The organism is Roseateles sp. FW305-36 (genome assembly GCF_058787015.1).
In genome coordinates, this window is record NZ_JBYSZK010000017.1 from 92,461 (window position 1) to 108,551 (window position 16,091).

The following is a 16,091-nucleotide window of genomic DNA, read 5'->3' on the forward strand; positions in this document are numbered from 1 at the left end:
AACGAGACCCGCCATGCCGCTGTTCTGGAAGCCCTACAAGTCCGAAGTCACCAACTTCATCGAACAGCTCAAGGCCCAGCGCCCGACGCTGGAAGCCGAGCAGCGCGCCGGCCGTGCCCTGCTGTGGGACAAGGAACAGGACCGCAGCGCCCAGGCCGGCTACAACGAAGCCCGCGTCGCGCAGAAGCCCTACGTCTATCAGACCAACGACAAATAAACGGCCCACCCCCTACCGGCTTCGCCGGCCCCCTCGAGGGGGCACTGCCAGCGGCCTGGCAAAGCCAGTTCCGCGGCAGTCGCTGGGTAGCTGACACGACCTCCAATGACCACGGTCACCACCGACGAGACGTCTCAGATTTCGTCGGACCATCCGGAAGCGGTTGATACCGTCGCTGTCGCTCGCCTGTACGGCGAGCCGCTGTTCCAGATGCCGCTGGACCTCTACATCCCGCCGGATGCGTTGGAGGTCTTCCTCGAGGCCTTCCAGGGGCCGCTGGACCTGCTGCTCTACCTGATCCGCAAGCAGAACTTCAACATCCTCGACATTCCGCTGGCCGATGTGACGCGCCAGTACCTCAGCTATGTCGAGCAGATCCGCAAGCACAACCTCGAGCTGGCCAGCGAATACCTGCTGATGGCGGCGATGCTGATCGAGATCAAATCGCGCATGCTGCTGCCGCCCAAGAAGAGCGAGGACGGCAAGGAAGTCGAGGACCCGCGCGCCGAGCTGGTGCGCCGCCTGCTCGAGTACGAGCAGATGAAGCTGGCCGCCGCGCGGCTGGACCGCCTGCCCCAGCTGGGCCGCGACTTCCTGCGCGCCCAGGTGCACATCGAGCAGTCGCTGACGCCGGTCTTCCCCGACGTCAACACCGACGATCTGCGCGAGGCCTGGCTGGACATCCTCAAGCGCGCCAAGCTCAACCAGCACCACAAGATCAGCCGCGAGCAGCTGTCGGTGCGCGAGCACATGAGCATCGTGCTGCGCCGTCTGCAGGGCCAGCGCTTCGTCGAGTTCGAGGCCCTGTTCGACGTCACCCGCGGCCAGGCCGTCCTCGTCGTCACCTTCATCGCCATGCTGGAGCTGGCCAAGGAGCGCCTGCTCGAAATCACGCAGGCCGAGGCGTTTGCGCCGATCTACGTGCGGCTGGCTTACTTGCCCATCTAAGGTTGCTTGAGCATGGATCGCCGAGATCGTGTGCTGGCGCAGATCCATGAGGCCTTCCAAGACGTCGTGTTGGGCGACGGCGTTTCACTGCACGAGGCCATAGCCATCGACGATGGCGCCTCTGCGGTTGAGCAACAACGGGCACGCGACCCGGATACGGCGGCGCGCTGGCAGGACGTCCCAGACGAACATCTCGGACGCCATGAGGCCGTCCTCTCGTTTCTCGACGTCAAAGGCTACGTCTTCTACGCACCCGCCTATATGTGCTGGTTGCTGCGAACAGGCCATGCCACCGATTGGAACTCTGCGGCCGAGGCGCAACTGGCATTTGATCCACAGGGAAGGCGCGACGGCGGCCGGTGGCTCAAGCCCCACGAAATATTTTCCCTTTCGCAGTGCAAGGCGATCGCGCAGTACCTGCTCTACGTGTACGAAGTGTTGGACGAAGAGAGCCTCTCTCACGTCAAGGAAGCACTGGACAAGTATTGGTCTCAGTACCTCTGAGCCTCACTTCCCGCGCAGCTTCTGCACCACCATCACGCCGGCCAGCACCAGGGCGCCGGCGATCACACCGACCAGCGCATTCGCGCCGTTCTCCAGCAGCGCCGCCACAGCCCAGGCCTGGCCCTCGGCGAGATGCGCGACAGCGTGATGCAGCGGCGCGATGCCGTGCACCAGAATGCCGCCGCCCACCAGGAACATCGCCGCCGTGCCCAGCACGGTCAGCAACTTCATCAACCGCGGCGCGGCGGCGAGCAGGAAGCGGCCGAAGGCCTGGGCGGCAGCACTTGATTTGCGCGACAACCACAGCCCCGCATCGTCCATCTTCACGATGCCCGCCACGAAGCCATAGACGCCCACCGTCATCGCGATGGACACGGCCACCAGCACGGCCAGCTGGGTCTGCAGCGGTGCACCGGCCACCGTGCCCAGCGCGATGACGATGATCTCGGCCGACAGGATGAAGTCGGTGCGGACGGCGCCCTTGACCTTGTCGCGCTCGTAGGTCGGCATGTCCACCTTCGGGTCGGCGGTGGCCTGGACCAGCTCGTCGTGATGGGCCTGGTCTTCCTCGGCACTGTGAAGGAATTTGTGCGCCAGCTTCTCGAAGCCCTCGAAGCACAGATAGGCGCCGCCCACCATCAGCAGCGGCGTGATCGCCCATGGCAGCAGGGCCGAGATGGCCAGGGCCGCCGGCACCAGGATGGCCTTGTTCAGCAGCGAACCCTTGGCCACGGCCCAGACGACGGGCAATTCGCGGTCGGCATTCACGCCGGTGACCTGCTGGGCGTTCAGCGCCAGATCGTCACCCAGCACGCCGGCGGTCTTCTTGGCGGCGACCTTGGTCATGGTCGCGACGTCGTCCAGGACCGTGGTGATGTCGTCGAGAAGAACAAGCAGGCTGGAAGCCATGGTGGAGTCAGGCGGTCGTGAAAACGGCCGCCATGCTATCGCCCCCGTTCAGCGGAAATGCCGCGCCAGGCTCTCGGCCACGCAAACCGGCTTGGGCGAGCCCTCGGCCTCGATGGCGACCTCGACCGTCACCTGCACGGCACCGCCGGCCACCTCGTCCATGGCCAGCAGCTTGAAACCGGCCCGCAGCCGGCTGCCCACGAGCACGGGCTTGGTGAAGCGCACCTTGTTGAGGCCGTAGTTCAGCACCATGCGGCTCTCGCGCACCGCAAAGCCGGTCTCGAAGAAATACGGAATCAGCGACAGCGTCAGGAAGCCGTGCGCGATCGTCGTGCCGAAGGGGCCGGCCTTGGCCCGTTCGGGATCGACGTGGATCCATTGCCGGTCCTCGGTGGCTTCGGCAAAGGCGTTCACGCGGGCCTGGTCGACGGTGATCCAGTCGCTGTGGCCCAGGGGCTGACCGGTCAGGGCTTGAAGATCGGCAAGGGTCTCGAAGATGCGCATTCGGGCTGATCTGGGTGGAGCTGTCGCGAGACGACGGTAACCTAGCTCGCCATGCCTGACAGTACCGTTCGCGACATCCTCGTCCTCGCCGCCCATCCCGACCTGGCCCGCTCCCATGCGACCCGCAGCGTGCTCGACGCGCTGCGGGCCTCGCCCGTGGCCGGCCGCGTCGAGCTGCGCGACCTCTACCGCCTCTACCCCGACTTCCACATCCATATCGACGCCGAGCAGCAGGCGCTGAGCACCGCCAAGCTGGTCGTCATGCTGCATCCCATCTACTGGTACAGCATGCCGGCCCTGCAGAAGCTCTGGCTGGACGAGGTCGCGCGCCTGGGCTGGGCCTATGGCCCGGGCGGCACAGCCCTGCATGGCAAGGACTTCTGGCTGGTGGCCTCCACCGGCGGCGGCGCCGAGGCCTACGCGCCGGGCGGCCACAACCACCATGCCATCGAAGAATTCCTGCTGCCCTACCAGCAGTCGGCCAAGACCTGCGGCATGCACTACCTGCCGCCGCAGATCCTGCACGCAGCCCACCGCGCCACCGACGAGGAGATCACCGCCCACGCCGAACTGTTCGTGAAGCGGCTGGCCCATTACCCCGAGTGGTGCCACCACCTCGCCGCGCCCGAGGTGGGTGACGAGGAAGCAGTCGCCCTGGACGAGAGGCCGCCGATGTTTTCCACGCTGGGCGGGGGGAACGAGCCATGAGCCACGGCAACTGGCTGCAACTGCCCCTCGTCTTCCTCGCCGCCGCCGTGCTGGCCGTGCCGCTGGCGCGCTGGCTGCGGCTCGGCTCCATCCTGGGCTATCTCGTCGCCGGCGTGCTGATCGGCCCGGCGGTGCTGGCGCTGATTCCCGAGTCCACCGCCATTCCCGAGGTCGCCGAACTGGGCGTCGTGCTGATGCTCTTCCTCGTCGGCCTGGAACTGGAACCGAAACGGTTGTGGGCCATGCGCCGGCCCATCTTCGGCTGGGGCAGCGTGCAGCTGCTGGGCTGCGCAGCGGTGCTGACGGCCTTGGGGCTTGCCCTGGGCTACCCCTGGCGGCTGTCCGTCGTCGTCAGCCTGGGCCTGGCGATGTCGTCCACCGCGGTGGCGCTGGCGGTGCTGGCCGAGCGCAACCTTGGCCGCACGACGGCGGGCGAGAGCATCCTGTCGGTCGCCCTGCTGCAGGACATCGCGGCCATTCCCGTGCTGGCCCTGGTGCCGGTGCTGGCCCTGAGCGGCGCGGCCGACGACGCAGAAGGCCGCACCTGGCTGGCCGGCGCCAAGGCGGTGGGCGCCATCATCACCATCATCTTCGGCGGCCGCCTGCTGCTGCGCCCGGCCCTGCGCTGGATCGCCCACAGCAAGACACCCGAGATCTTCACGGCCGCGGCCCTGCTGCTGGTGCTGGGCACGGCAGCGCTGATGCAGCTCGTGGGTCTCTCGATGGCCCTGGGCGCCTTCCTGGCCGGCGTGCTGCTGGCCGAAAGCGAATACCGGCGCGAGCTGGAGACCGACCTCGAGCCCTTCAAGGGTCTGCTGCTCGGCCTCTTCTTCATCGCCGTCGGCATGGGTCTGGACCTCAAAGCCGTCGCGGCCCAGCCTCTCTTCGTGCTGAGCGTGCTGGCCGCCCTGCTGGTGTGCAAGATCGCCGTGCTGATGGCGATGTCCAAGGCGATGAAGATTCCGCTGGTCGAACGCCCGGCCTTCGTCATCTTGCTGGCCCAGGGCGGCGAATTCGGCTTCGTCGTCTTCCAGCTCGCCCAGAGCGAGGGCATGATCAACGCGGCCCAGAACTCGGCCCTGGTGGCGGCCGTGGCGCTGTCGCTGGCCCTCACCCCGCTGCTGCTGACCGGTGGCGACCGGCTGATGTCGCAGAAGCTCGCCCGCCTGGGCGAGAAGAAGAAGCACCACGAAGCCCCGCCGCTGCCCTCGCCCATCATCATTGCAGGCAGCGGCCGCTACGGCCAGGTCATCGCCCGCATGCTGCGCGCCAACGGCCTGGAAGCCACCGTGCTGGACCATGACTCCGAGGCCATCGAGAGCCTGCGCCGCTTCGACTGGACGGTCTACTACGGCGACGCCACGCGGCTGGACATGCTCAAGACGGCCGGTGCCGCCACCGCCCGCATCCTCGTCATCGCCATCGACGACATCGCCCAAAGCCTCGAGATCGCCGAGCTGGCGCGCGAGCACTTCCCGCAGGCCACTGTCGTGGCCCGCGCCCGCAATGTGCAGCACTACTACCAGCTGTACGAGGCCGGCGTGCGCCATATCGAGCGCGAGACCTTCGACTCCGCGCTGATGAGCGCCCGCAGCGTGCTGGAGCTGACCGGCATGGAACCCCATGCGGCGCGCCGCCAGGCCATGCGCTTCCGGCACCACAACCTCGCGGTGCTGAACCAGATGGTGCCGCTGCAGCGCGACGAGAACGCGCTGATCGCTGCCGCTCGACTGGGACGTCAGCAGTTCGAGCAGCTGATGGCCGCCGAGCGCGAGGCCGAGGACGCCCATCGGCGTGCCCAGCGCGGCGGCTGGGACAAGCACGACGTCGAACAGGACTCATGAGCGACGCGGCGCTGGACCAGGCCGCCGAGTTGATCGCCCAGGCGGATGCCCTCATCGTCGCGGCCGGCGCCGGCATGGGCGTGGACTCCGGCCTGCCCGACTTCCGTGGTCGCGAGGGCTTCTGGAACGCCTACCCGGCCCTGGCACGCGCGCGGCTGGACTTCACAACGGTCGCCTCGCCGCAGACCTTCGAGCGCGACCCGCATCTGGCCTGGGGCTTCTACGGCCATCGCCTGGCCCTCTATCGCCGCACCCTGCCTCATGGCGGCTTCGGCTTGCTGCGGCGCTGGGGCGAGCGCATGACGCAGGGCCTGGCCGTGTTCACCAGCAATGTCGACGGGCAGTTCCAACGCGCCGGCTTCGATGAAACCCTCATCCACGAATGCCACGGCTCACTGCACTGGCTGCAATGCCTGCGCGGCTGCGGCCAGGCACCCTGGCCGGCGGATGGCGTCGAGCCCGACATCGACGAGGCCGAATGCCGCTGGATCGGTGACTTGCCCAGTTGCCCGGGCTGTGGCGGGTTGGCGCGTCCGAATCTGCTGATGTTTGGCGACTGGGGCTGGGAAGGCGATCGTTACCAGGCCCAGGCCCATCGCCTGTCGAGCTGGCTGGCGCGAGCCGAGCGGCCCGTCGTCGTCGAGATCGGCGCGGGCACGGCCGTGCCGTCGGTGCGCCATTTCAGCCAGCTCGTCGTCGCCGCCCATGGCGGACAGATCCTGCGGCTGAATCCGCGCGAGCCGGCCGTCGCCGCAGCCTTCGGCATCGGCCTGCCCCTGGGCGCACTGGAGGCGCTGCAAGCCCTGGCGGACCGGCTGGATTGAGGGCGGCGGCGACAATCGTCCCATGTTCGCCCCCTCCCAGCTCGAAGTCCGGCGCTTCTTCTGCGCCACCTATCGCAAATGGCGTGACGGCGCGCCGTTGATCCCGATGGAGGCCCTGGCGGCGGACTGGATCGCCGAGCACCCCGAATACCACGAGGAGCTCGCCGACGAAGCGGCGGCGCTGGACAAGGTCTACACGGTCGAGGAGGGTCGTACCAACCCCTTCCTTCATCTGTCGATGCACCTGACCATCACCGAGCAGCACGCCATCGACCAGCCCTCGGGCATCCGCCAGGCCATCGACCTGCTGTCCGCCAGGCGCAATTCCCGCCATGACGCCCACCACGTGGCCATGGAGGCCCTGGGCGAAATGATCTGGGCCTCGCAGCGCAGCGGCATGCCGCCGGACGGCCACGTCTACCTGGACAAGGTGCGCCAGGCGGCCACCCGCTGAGTCCGGTCAATTCGCTCTGTTTTCAGCACGACGACAATTTGTCGTCGATGATTGTTTTCAAATTCCGAACGACGCATTGCTCCAGCACTGGTGTTTCTACTGAGCGCTGATGCCTAGAGTTCAGCCCATGGACACCGCGGTCGCGATGCCCAAGCCAACCAGGCGGAACGCACCGCCACGGAACTTGAAGGAAATCATCATGAGCAAGCTGTCCACCGCCCTGAGCACTTTCGCTGCCGCCGCCCTGCTGATCGCTGCCGGCGCTGCCTCCGCCCAAACCAGCCGCGAAGCCGTCATCGCCGACCTCGTCGCCGCCCGCAACAGCGGTGAACTGGCCGCCCTGCAAGGCGAAAAGGGTGTCGAAGTGGCCGCCCCGGCCGCTGCCAAGACCTCCGCCGTCGCCACCACCAAGCTGCCCCGCCAGGCCGTCCTGGTGATCAAGCCGGCGGAACTGCAGCCCGAACTGACCGCCGCCCAAACCGCCGACCATGGCGAGAACGCCGCCCGCGAACTGGGCGACTTCCCGGCTCCGGTGGTGCGCCGCGCTACGGCGCTGGCTTCCAAGTAAGCAGCGACTCGCGCCACGACAAGCGGCCCTCGGGCCGCTTTTCTTTTGTCGATTGACAAACCTATCAATTGGTAGGTAAATTCTTGACATCGATTCAGCGACCGACGCCATGAAGCACTTCTCCGAACTCAGCCCCGCCGCGGAACGCGTCGTCGATGCCGCCGAAAGCCTGCTGCAGCTGCAGGGCTATAACGGCTTTTCCTATGACGATGTAGCCCAGCAGGTGGGCATCAAGAAGCCCAGCGTCCATCATCACTTCGCCACCAAAAGCGATCTGGCCGCCATGGTCGTGCAGCGCTACACGCACCGTTTCCGCGAGGAGCTGCTGCGCATCGACGGCCACCACGCGCACGCTCGAGAGCGGCTGGCGGCCTATGCCGAGCTGTTCGACCGCACCTTCGCCCGCGAGCGACGCCTGTGCGTCTGCGGCATGCTGGGCGCCGAGGCGCACGACCTGCCTGAGGCAGTGCGGGACGAGGTGGCACGCTTCTTCGACGTCAACCTGCGCTGGTTGCGCGACAGCTTCGACCTGGGCCGCCGCGAAGGCGCGCTGAGCTCGCAAGCCCAGCCCGAGGCGCTGGCACGCGCCTACCTGTGCGCGCTGGAAGGCGCCATGGTCGTCGGCCGGGGCCTGGCCGACGACCAGCGGCCGACCGCCGTCGGCGCGGCCATGCTGGACCTCTGCTGGCGCTGACCTGACACCGGCCGACGCCACCAGCTCCACTGAACGATTCCACCCGGCACCCGCGTGAGCGGGGGTGCAGCCACGGGCCAATTCCGCTCGCATCACTTACCTATTGATAGGTAGTTTTAGGATATTTCATGACTGCAAACTTCAATGGCCACAAACTGCTCGTGCTCGGCGGTGGCGGCGGCATCGGTGCACGGGTCGCCGTCGATCTGCTGGACCAGGGCGCCCACGTGGTGGCGGTCGGGCGCAGCGCGGCCAAGCTGCAGGCGCTGACCGACGCGGCGAGCGCATCCAACCGCTTGGCGACGATCGCCGCCGACATCACGACGCCGGCGGGCTTCGCCGCGGTCACGGCTGCGCTGCATGGGCCGCATCGAGACGTCGACCTGTTGGTCAACGCGGCCGGCGTGTTCGTGCCCAAGCCCTTCCTGGCGCACGAGCACGCGGACTACGACGCCTATCACGCCCTCAACCGCGCCAGCTTCTTCTTGACCCAGGCCGTCACCCGCCTGTGGGTGGAGGCACAGCGCCCGGGCGCCATCGTCAACATCGGCTCGATGTGGGCCAGGCAGGCCATCGCGGCGACACCGTCGTCGGCCTATTCCATGGCCAAGGCCGGTCTGCACGCGCTGACCCAGCATCTGGCGATGGAACTGGCGCCGCACCGCATCCGCGTCAACGCGGTGGCACCGGCCGTCGTGGCCACGCCGATCTACGAGGGCTTCATCGCCAAGGACCAGATCGAGCCGACGCTTCGCAGCTTCGATGCCTTCCACCCACTGGGCCGTGTGGGCCAGCCGCAGGACGTCGCCGCCGTCATCGGCTTCCTGCTGTCGGAGCAGGCGGGCTGGGTCACCGGTGCGGTGTGGGATGTGGACGGCGGCGTCATGGCCGGCCGCAACTGAAGACCGGGGAGCAATGAAAAAGCCACCCGAGGGTGGCTTTGCTCGTTCGGGGCCTGACTCAGGCCTGGTAGCTGCCGCCGCCGACGCTGCGGCGCTCGGCCTTGCCGCCGGCGCCATAGAGGCCGGTCGGTTCACTCGGGATCAGCACGTCCAGGGCGCGATCCAGGGAGGCGTTGCCGCGCGCCAGGGCTTCACGCTGGGCGGCCAACAGGCCACCGGCGCGCACCAGGCGGTTGCGCAGGGCGCTGGGCACGCTGCCGGTGCGGGCGGCTTCGCTGAAGCTTTGCACGGCGCGGGCCAGGTGTTGGTGCAGTTCGGCCGCGTGCTGCTCGATGGCCGAGGCGTCGCGGCGGGCCAGCGCATCACCGAGCTGGTTCAGCGCGGCTTCGACGGCCAGCAGGGGCTGTTCGAGTTCGGCGCCGAGGTTGGATGAGGCGGTGGCGGTCATGTTGTCAGTGCTTGCTCAGTGCTTGTTCTGGCGGCTGTCCAGCAATTCTTGCGCATTCGAGACCAGCTTGTCCGCGATGGCGTTCGCGTTGACCGTGAACTTACCCTCACTGATGGCCTTGGAGATGCGGGCGACCTTGGCGGCGTCGAAGCTGCCGTCGTCGGCACCGGCGCTGGCTGCGAGCTTGGCGGCGCTGGAAATATCGACCTGGGCGCTGGGCGCCGACGTGGCGGCCTGGGCGGTCTGGCGGACGATGTCGGTGGTGGACGCAGCCTCGGGCTTGCGCGCGGCGGGACGCTCGGCCTTGGGCGGGCTGGCGCTGCCTTCTGGGCTGTTACCGATCTTCATGAGCTTCTCCAGGGTGCGGGGCGGGCCCCGCAGAGGGCATTGCAGGGGAGTTTCCCCCTGTATCGGTCCCCAGCCTAGGAACTTGAGCGGGAATTGGCCTGTTTTTCCGGCCAGTTCTCGGGATTCGTGGCAGTTTGCTCACAGCAACACATCCACGCGGCGTTCGCCGACAGCCCGGCCGCTGGCGACGCGGCCGCTTTCGAACCTCACCCTGACCTCCTGGCCCTCGATGCCGGCCGACAGGGCCTGGGCTTCGGAAGCGACAGCAAATCCCTCGCCCGCCACGCGGACCTGGACGATCTCTCCGGCGGCAAACCACTGGCGCGACTTCAGCACCGGCGCGCGCACGGCTTCCGAGGCGCCGAGCGGCCGGGCCAGCGTGCGCCCGATCAGCTGGGCCGGGTCGGTGAAGACCGCTCCCGGCTCGGCTGCGATGTCGATATCGGCCAGGGCCAGCTGTTCTTGAGACAAATTCACGCCCGCCGGCAAGGGGCCGTTGGCGACCACGGCGCGGCCGAAGACGGCGACGCGGATCGGCAGGGTCACATTCCAGCGCGCCGCGCCGTCGGTGCAGCGCAGCCCGATGCGGCTCTTGCCCCAGACGGCCATGCCGGGCGGCAGATAGGGTTGGATCTGCTGGCAGGGCGCCAGGCGCAAGCGGGCGTCCAGGGCGCCGATCTCGACCGCGACACGGGTATTCGGGGGGGCCGCGGCGCGGGCGGCCGTCTCGGCCAGCACGCGCACGCGCTCCAGCAATGCCGGATCGAGCACGGTCTGCGCCCGGCCCGGAAGGGCGGCAAGCAGGCAGACGACGAGCAGGGTGGCGCGGAGCATGGGCAGCACTCTAGAGAAGGGAGCCGCCGCCTCTAGGTCGGAAATGAGCCGCTTTGGCCCCGCTAATCCCGCTCATGTTTTCGGGCCTCCTTCAGACAATTTGCGCAAGAGCCATCCCGGCCCTTGCTCCCGAAAGCTCCTCGAAAGAGGCCCCAGATGTTGAACCGACTCACCGACTCGCTGAACTTCCAGACCCAGGCGCTCACGCTGCGGGCGGAGCGCCAGCGCCAGCTCGCCAGCAACATCGCCAACGCCGACACCCCGGGCTACCAGGCCCGCGACATCGACTTTGCGAAGGCGCTGCGCGAGGCCACCGGCGAGATCGCCACCAACGGCGCCATGCAGACCACCCAGCGCGGCCACATCGCGCCGCTGGCCGGTGCGCGTGGCGAGAGCGGCAAGGAATATGCGTTGCGGTCCCAGACCAGCCTGGACAGCAACGGCGTCGACATGGACCGCGAGCGCGCCAGCTTCGCGGACAACTCGGTGAAATACGAGGCCACGCTGCGCTTCATCAACGGCGCCGTGCGCACGACGCTGGATGCGATGAAGTCGCCCAACCAGAGCTGATGGAGGCCTGAATCATGTCCATGTTCCAGATCTTCAGCGTCTCCGGCAGCGCGGTCAGCGCGCAGAGCCAGCGCCTCAACGTGGTGGCCAGCAACCTGGCCAACGCCGACACGGTGGCCGGCCCCGACGGCCAGGCCTACAAGGCGCGCCAGGTGGTGTTCCAGACCCAGTTGATGGGTGCGGGCAACGACAGCGGCAATGCCGGTGTGCGCGTGACCAACGTGACCGAGGACCAGACGCCCGGCCGCCGCGTCCACGACCCCAAGCACCCACAGGCCGACGCCGACGGCTATGTGACCTATTCCAACGTGAACCCGGTGGAAGAGATGGTCAACATGATCTCGGCCTCGCGCTCCTACCAGAACAACATCGAAGTCATGAGCACGGCCAAGAGCCTGCTGCTCAAGACGCTGCAACTCGGCCAGTCCTGACTGCTGAAGAAAGCCCGCCATGGACATCACCGCACTCAACGGCAGCAGCACCCAAACGCCGACCACCTCGGCCAAGAACGCTGCCGAGACCCAGGACCGCTTCCTGAAGCTGCTCGTCGCGCAGATGAACAACCAGGATCCGCTCAACCCCATGGACAACGCCCAGGTGACGAGCCAGATGGCGCAGATCCAGCAGGTGACGAGCCTGTCCACGCTGGACACCAGCATCAAGGGCCTGGGCAGCCAGCTCGGCCAGATGCAGGCCCTGCAGTCCATCTCGCTGGTGGGCCGCGAGGTCAGCGTGCCCAGCGACAAGATCCAGGTTGAGAACGGCGCAGCGGACGGCAGCTACGAGCTGGACGGCGCGGCCCAGACCGTGAAGCTGGAGATCCTCGGGGGAGCCGGCAACGTCATCGACACCGTGCAACTGGGCGCCCAGGGCTCCGGCCGCCAGACCTTCTCCTGGCCCGCCGGCAGCAAGGCGGCCGACGGCACCGAGCTCAAGTACCGCATCACTGCCGCCAATGGCGCCAAGGCCGTCACGTCCACCCTGTACGCCCACGACAAGGTGGACGCCGTCTACAGCGAGAACGGCAGCTTGAAGCTCAATCTCGAACGCCTCGGCCCGGTCGACTACACGGCCGTCTCCTCGGTCAATTGATCAATCACCCGCACGACAGCAAGGACTCCTCATGAGCTTCCAGCAAGGCCTCTCCGGGCTCAACGCCGCCTCCAAGAACCTGGACGTCATCGGCAACAACATCGCCAACTCCGGCACCTTTGGCGCCAAAGGCTCGCGGGCCGAGTTTTCCGACGTCTACGCGGCCGCGCTGAACGGCGCCGGCGCCAATCAGGTCGGCATCGGCACCTCGCTGCAGTCGGTCGCCCAGCAGTTCACGCAGGGCAACATCACGACGACCGAGAACCCCATGGACCTCGCCATCAACGGCGGTGGCTTCTTCCAGGTCAGCGACGGCGTCAACCCGACGCGCTACACGCGCAACGGCCAGTTCAAGGTCAGCAAGGACGGCTTCATCGTCAACAACGACGGCCTCAAGCTGATGGGCTACCCGGCCAACGGCGCCGGCGTCATCCAGCCGGGCACCGCACAGCCCCTGTCCCTGCCCACCGGTGGCATCCCGCCGGCGGTGACGACCAAGGTCTCGATGGAGTTCAACCTCGACTCCCGCCTGAAGACCACCGCCCCCGGCGGCGGCACGGGCACGGGCATGGACCTGAAGGACAGCGCGACCTACAACAACGCGACGTCGATGACCGTCTACGACGCCAAGGGCCAGGACGTCGCCGTGACCTTCTACTTCCAGCGCGCCACCGACCCCAGCGGCGCGGTGCCGCCCAACGACGTGTGGAACGTCTATGCGACGGCCAATGGCACGCCCTTCGACACCGACGCCTCGGGCAACGCCATCGCGCTGGACGCCAACGGCAACCCGACCACCCCGTACACCACCGTCACCTTCCCGCCCACCGGCGGCGCGCCCTCCGGCATTGCGGGCAGCGCGACGACGCCGCCCGGCACCATCAGCATGCCCGTGCCAGCCGGCACCAGCTCGCGCGGCAACCCGACGCTGGCCATCGCCGGCATCCAGCTCGACCTGACCAAGGCCACCGAGAACGGCAGCAGCTTTGCCGTGACCAACCTGACCCAGGACGGCTACGCGCCGGGCCAGTTGACCGGCATCCAGGTGGCCAACGACGGCGTCGTCCAGGCCCGCTACTCCAACGGCCAGAGCAAGCCGGCCGGCCAGGTCGAGCTCGCCAGCTTCCGCAACCCGCAAGGCCTGCAGACCATGGGCGGCAACGTCTGGATCCGCACGGTGGCCTCGGGTGATGCCGTCGTCGGCGTGCCGGGCGACGGCAATATGGGCGCGCTGCAATCCGGCGCCCTGGAAGAAAGCAACGTCGACCTGACCGCCGAGCTCGTCAACATGGTGACGGCCCAGCGCGCCTACCAGGCCAATGCGCAGACGATCAAGACGCAGGACCAGGTTCTGCAGACGATCGTGAATCTGCGCTGATCACAGGCGAGGTTGAAGCATGGACCGCATGATTTATCTGTCGATGGCCGGCGCCAAGGCGGCCATGCAGCGGCAGGACGTGCTCTCGCACAACCTCGCCAATGTGACCACCAACGGTTTCCGCGCCGAGCTGCAGGCCTTCCGCGCCGTGCCGGTGCGCGGCGATGGCGCGTCCACGCGCGCCTACTCGCTGGAAACCACCATCGGCTACAACGACGCCCAAGGCCCGCTGACGCCGACCGGTCGCAACCTCGACGTGGCCATGCAGGGCAATGCCTGGCTGGCCGTGCAGTCCAACGACGGCACCGAGGCCTACACCCGCGCCGGTTCGCTGGACGTGAATGCCGAGGGCATCCTGGTCATGCGCAACGGCATGCCGGTGCTGGGCGACGGCGGCCCGATCAACATCCCGCAGAACAGCCAGGTCGACATCGGCAGCGACGGCACCATCAGTGCCAAGCAACCCAACCAGAAGCCGACGACGGTGGGCCGCTTGAAGCTCGTCACGCCCGAAGCCGCCAACCAGCTCACCCGCGGCGACGACGGCCTGTTTCGCGCCGCCGACGGTGACCTGCCCGCCAACCCGGCCGCCCGCCTGCAGGACGGCGCGCTGGAAGGCAGCAACGTCAGCCCGGTCGAGACCATGGTCGCCATGATCGCCGCCGGCCGCCAGTTCGAGCAGCAGATGAAGCTGCTGCAGATCGCCCAGACCCAAGGCCAGCAATCGGCCAAGCTGCTCGGCAGTACCTAAGGAATCCCAGCCATGATGCGCTCGCTCTGGATCGCCAAGACCGGCATGGAAGCCCAGCAGACCCAGCTGGACAACATCTCGCACAACCTCGCCAACGTCGCCACCAATGGCTACAAGCGTTCGCACGCGGTGTTCGAGGACCTGATCTACCAGAACATGCGCCAGGCCGGCGCCAACAGCACCGACCAGACCACGCTGCCCACCGGCCTGCAGGTCGGCCTGGGCGTGCGTCCGGTGGCCACCGCGCGCATCTACACCCAGGGCAATCTGCAGCAGACCAGCAACAACCTGGACCTGGCCATCAAGGGCGACGGCTTCTTCCAGATCCAGCAGCCCGACGGCACGACCGCCTACACCCGTGACGGCTCGTTCCAGCTCAATGCCAATGGCCAGATGGTCACCAACAACGGCTATACGCTGCTGCCCGGCATCACCATCCCCGCCAACGCCCAGAGCCTGACCATCGGCAACGACGGCACGGTCAGCGTCACCCTGCCCGGCCAGGCCGCGGCGCAGACGGTGGGCCAGCTGCAGCTCGCCACCTTCGTGAACCCGGCCGGCCTGGACCCCAAGGGCCAGAACCTGTTCACCGAGACCGCCGCCAGCGGCACGCCCAACACCGGCGCGCCCAACAACAATGGCATCGGTGCCGTGCAGCAGGGTTTCGTCGAGACCTCCAACGTCAACGTCGTCGAGGAACTGGTGCAGATGATCCAGACCCAGCGCGCCTACGAGCTGAACTCCAAGGCCGTGCAGACCTCCGACCAGATGCTGCAGAAGTTGGCCCAAATCTAGTACCCCCCGTCGCGCTCGCGCGCTCCCCCCGGGGGGCGCAGCCAGCGGCCCGGCAAAGCCGGCTCCGCGGCAGCCGCTGGATGAGCGGCTTGCTTCGCGGCCTGAAGAATGGAAGCGTCATCATGAAGTTCGTTGTACTGACTGCCATCACCGCCAGCGCCCTGCTCGCCGGCTGCGCCACGCCCTACCCCGAGCCGCACGTCGAGATGGCCGCGACGCCGGTCGTCAACCTGCCGCCGGTGCAGGCCATGGCGCCGACCAATGGCTCGATCTACCAGGCCGCCGCCTACCGCCCGCTGTTCGAGGACCATCGTGCCCGCCTGGTCGGCGACACGCTGACCATCAACATCACCGAGCGCGTGTCGGCCTCGCAGACCAGCACCAGCGAATTGAGCAAGACCGGCAGCCTGTCCGCCGGCATCACCGCCCTGCCCGCCATCTCGCCCAAGGCCTTCGCGCGCGCCGAGGCCGGCGCCACCTCGGCCAACGACAACAAGGGCAAGGGCAGCAACCAGAACACCAACGAGTTCACCGGCGCCATCACGGCCGTCGTGACCGGCGTGCTGCCCAACGGCCACCTGATGATCAGCGGCGAAAAGCAGATCGGCGTGAACCACAACGTCGACGTGCTGCGCTTCTCCGGCCAGGTGGACCCGCGCTCCATCGGCCAGGGCAACGCCGTGGCCTCGACCTCGGTCGCCAATGTGCGCATCGAGCAGCGCGGCCGCGGCGCCACCGCCGACGCCCATGCCGTGGGCTGGCTGTCGCGCTTCTTCCTGAACATCGCGCCGAGCTGAGG

The 16,091-nt window shown here is 67.7% G+C and carries 22 protein-coding genes; 17 read left to right on the forward strand and 5 right to left on the reverse strand.

What is annotated here, in order from left to right; all coding sequences use genetic code 11:
- The first annotated feature begins 13 nt into the window (after positions 1–13).
- From AC3WOE_RS25395 to AC3WOE_RS25405, 3 genes are all read left to right on the forward strand, one after another.
- Complete coding sequence (locus tag AC3WOE_RS25395; protein ID WP_492694399.1) at positions 14–217, forward strand: DUF3460 family protein; 204 nt, start codon at positions 14–16, stop codon at positions 215–217.
- 105 nt (positions 218–322) lie between these two features.
- The gene (locus AC3WOE_RS25400) at positions 323–1,165 is read left to right on the forward strand and encodes a segregation and condensation protein A (RefSeq protein WP_492694401.1); all 843 of its coding nucleotides are present in this window, start codon (positions 323–325) and stop codon (positions 1,163–1,165) included.
- 12 nt (positions 1,166–1,177) lie between these two features.
- Entirely contained in the window at positions 1,178–1,669 is a 492-nt protein-coding gene (locus tag AC3WOE_RS25405) for a DUF6714 family protein (RefSeq protein ID WP_492694403.1), read from the forward strand.
- A gap of 3 nt (positions 1,670–1,672) precedes the next feature.
- Here AC3WOE_RS25405 and AC3WOE_RS25410 read toward each other — a convergent pair whose 3' ends face one another.
- Positions 1,673–2,578 carry a DUF808 domain-containing protein gene (locus AC3WOE_RS25410; protein WP_492694405.1) on the reverse strand — a complete coding sequence of 302 codons (906 nt, stop codon included), beginning with the start codon at positions 2,576–2,578 and terminating at the stop codon, positions 1,673–1,675.
- A 48-nt stretch (positions 2,579–2,626) separates the two neighbouring features.
- Positions 2,627–3,082 carry a MaoC family dehydratase gene (locus AC3WOE_RS25415; protein ID WP_492694407.1) on the reverse strand — a complete coding sequence of 152 codons (456 nt, stop codon included), beginning with the start codon at positions 3,080–3,082 and terminating at the stop codon, positions 2,627–2,629.
- Between the two features lie 51 nt (positions 3,083–3,133).
- Between AC3WOE_RS25415 and kefF the strand changes: the two genes are divergently transcribed.
- The 7 genes from kefF to AC3WOE_RS25450 all read left to right on the forward strand — a co-directional run bounded on the left by kefF (position 3,134) and on the right by AC3WOE_RS25450 (position 9,076).
- Entirely contained in the window at positions 3,134–3,790 is a 657-nt protein-coding gene (gene kefF, locus AC3WOE_RS25420) for a glutathione-regulated potassium-efflux system oxidoreductase KefF (protein ID WP_492694409.1), read from the forward strand.
- Positions 3,787–5,634: a glutathione-regulated potassium-efflux system protein KefC gene (kefC, locus tag AC3WOE_RS25425; RefSeq protein WP_492694411.1), complete on the forward strand. Its 1,848-nt coding sequence runs from the start codon at positions 3,787–3,789 to the stop codon at positions 5,632–5,634. The genes kefF and kefC overlap by 4 nt, the downstream gene beginning before the upstream one ends.
- Positions 5,631–6,458 (forward strand): SIR2 family NAD-dependent protein deacylase, encoded by an 828-nt coding sequence (locus tag AC3WOE_RS25430; RefSeq protein ID WP_492694413.1) that lies wholly within the window; start codon positions 5,631–5,633, stop codon positions 6,456–6,458. Before kefC ends, AC3WOE_RS25430 begins: the two co-directional genes overlap by 4 nt.
- 22 nt (positions 6,459–6,480) lie before the next feature.
- Complete coding sequence (locus AC3WOE_RS25435) at positions 6,481–6,912, forward strand: DUF1841 family protein (RefSeq protein ID WP_492694415.1); 432 nt, start codon at positions 6,481–6,483, stop codon at positions 6,910–6,912.
- Between the two features lie 199 nt (positions 6,913–7,111).
- Entirely contained in the window at positions 7,112–7,480 is a 369-nt protein-coding gene (locus AC3WOE_RS25440) for a hypothetical protein (RefSeq protein ID WP_492694417.1), read from the forward strand.
- Positions 7,481–7,589: 109 nt separating this feature from the next.
- Complete coding sequence (locus AC3WOE_RS25445) at positions 7,590–8,174, forward strand: TetR/AcrR family transcriptional regulator (protein ID WP_492694418.1); 585 nt, start codon at positions 7,590–7,592, stop codon at positions 8,172–8,174.
- Between the two features lie 128 nt (positions 8,175–8,302).
- The gene (locus AC3WOE_RS25450; RefSeq protein ID WP_492694420.1) at positions 8,303–9,076 is read left to right on the forward strand and encodes an SDR family NAD(P)-dependent oxidoreductase; all 774 of its coding nucleotides are present in this window, start codon (positions 8,303–8,305) and stop codon (positions 9,074–9,076) included.
- Positions 9,077–9,134: 58 nt separating this feature from the next.
- On the opposite strand, the gene AC3WOE_RS25455 is transcribed toward AC3WOE_RS25450, so the two are convergent.
- From AC3WOE_RS25455 to flgA, 3 genes are all read right to left on the reverse strand, one after another.
- Positions 9,135–9,524, reverse strand: a complete 390-nt coding sequence (locus AC3WOE_RS25455; RefSeq protein ID WP_492694422.1) for a hypothetical protein — start codon at positions 9,522–9,524, stop codon at positions 9,135–9,137.
- Positions 9,525–9,539: 15 nt separating this feature from the next.
- Positions 9,540–9,872, reverse strand: a complete 333-nt coding sequence (gene flgM, locus AC3WOE_RS25460) for a flagellar biosynthesis anti-sigma factor FlgM (protein WP_492694424.1) — start codon at positions 9,870–9,872, stop codon at positions 9,540–9,542.
- 138 nt (positions 9,873–10,010) lie between these two features.
- Positions 10,011–10,706: a flagellar basal body P-ring formation chaperone FlgA gene (gene flgA, locus AC3WOE_RS25465; protein ID WP_492694426.1), complete on the reverse strand. Its 696-nt coding sequence runs from the start codon at positions 10,704–10,706 to the stop codon at positions 10,011–10,013.
- Between the two features lie 156 nt (positions 10,707–10,862).
- On the opposite strand from flgA, the gene flgB reads away from it, so the two are divergent.
- From flgB to AC3WOE_RS25500, 7 genes are all read left to right on the forward strand, one after another.
- Positions 10,863–11,276, forward strand: a complete 414-nt coding sequence (gene flgB / locus AC3WOE_RS25470) for a flagellar basal body rod protein FlgB (protein ID WP_492694428.1) — start codon at positions 10,863–10,865, stop codon at positions 11,274–11,276.
- A 14-nt stretch (positions 11,277–11,290) separates the two neighbouring features.
- On the forward strand, positions 11,291–11,707 hold the full coding sequence (gene flgC, locus AC3WOE_RS25475; RefSeq protein WP_492694430.1) for a flagellar basal body rod protein FlgC: 417 nt from the start codon (positions 11,291–11,293) through the stop codon (positions 11,705–11,707).
- A gap of 19 nt (positions 11,708–11,726) precedes the next feature.
- Positions 11,727–12,368 (forward strand): flagellar hook assembly protein FlgD, encoded by a 642-nt coding sequence (locus AC3WOE_RS25480; RefSeq protein ID WP_492694433.1) that lies wholly within the window; start codon positions 11,727–11,729, stop codon positions 12,366–12,368.
- Positions 12,369–12,399: 31 nt separating this feature from the next.
- A complete protein-coding gene (gene flgE, locus AC3WOE_RS25485; protein ID WP_492694435.1) occupies positions 12,400–13,746 on the forward strand; it encodes a flagellar hook protein FlgE in 1,347 nt (448 codons plus the stop codon).
- Between the two features lie 19 nt (positions 13,747–13,765).
- Entirely contained in the window at positions 13,766–14,497 is a 732-nt protein-coding gene (gene flgF, locus AC3WOE_RS25490) for a flagellar basal-body rod protein FlgF (protein ID WP_492694437.1), read from the forward strand.
- Between the two features lie 12 nt (positions 14,498–14,509).
- The gene (gene flgG / locus AC3WOE_RS25495) at positions 14,510–15,292 is read left to right on the forward strand and encodes a flagellar basal-body rod protein FlgG (RefSeq protein WP_056199143.1); all 783 of its coding nucleotides are present in this window, start codon (positions 14,510–14,512) and stop codon (positions 15,290–15,292) included.
- 122 nt (positions 15,293–15,414) lie between these two features.
- Complete coding sequence (locus tag AC3WOE_RS25500; protein WP_492694441.1) at positions 15,415–16,089, forward strand: flagellar basal body L-ring protein FlgH; 675 nt, start codon at positions 15,415–15,417, stop codon at positions 16,087–16,089.
- Positions 16,090–16,091: the final 2 nt, after the last annotated feature.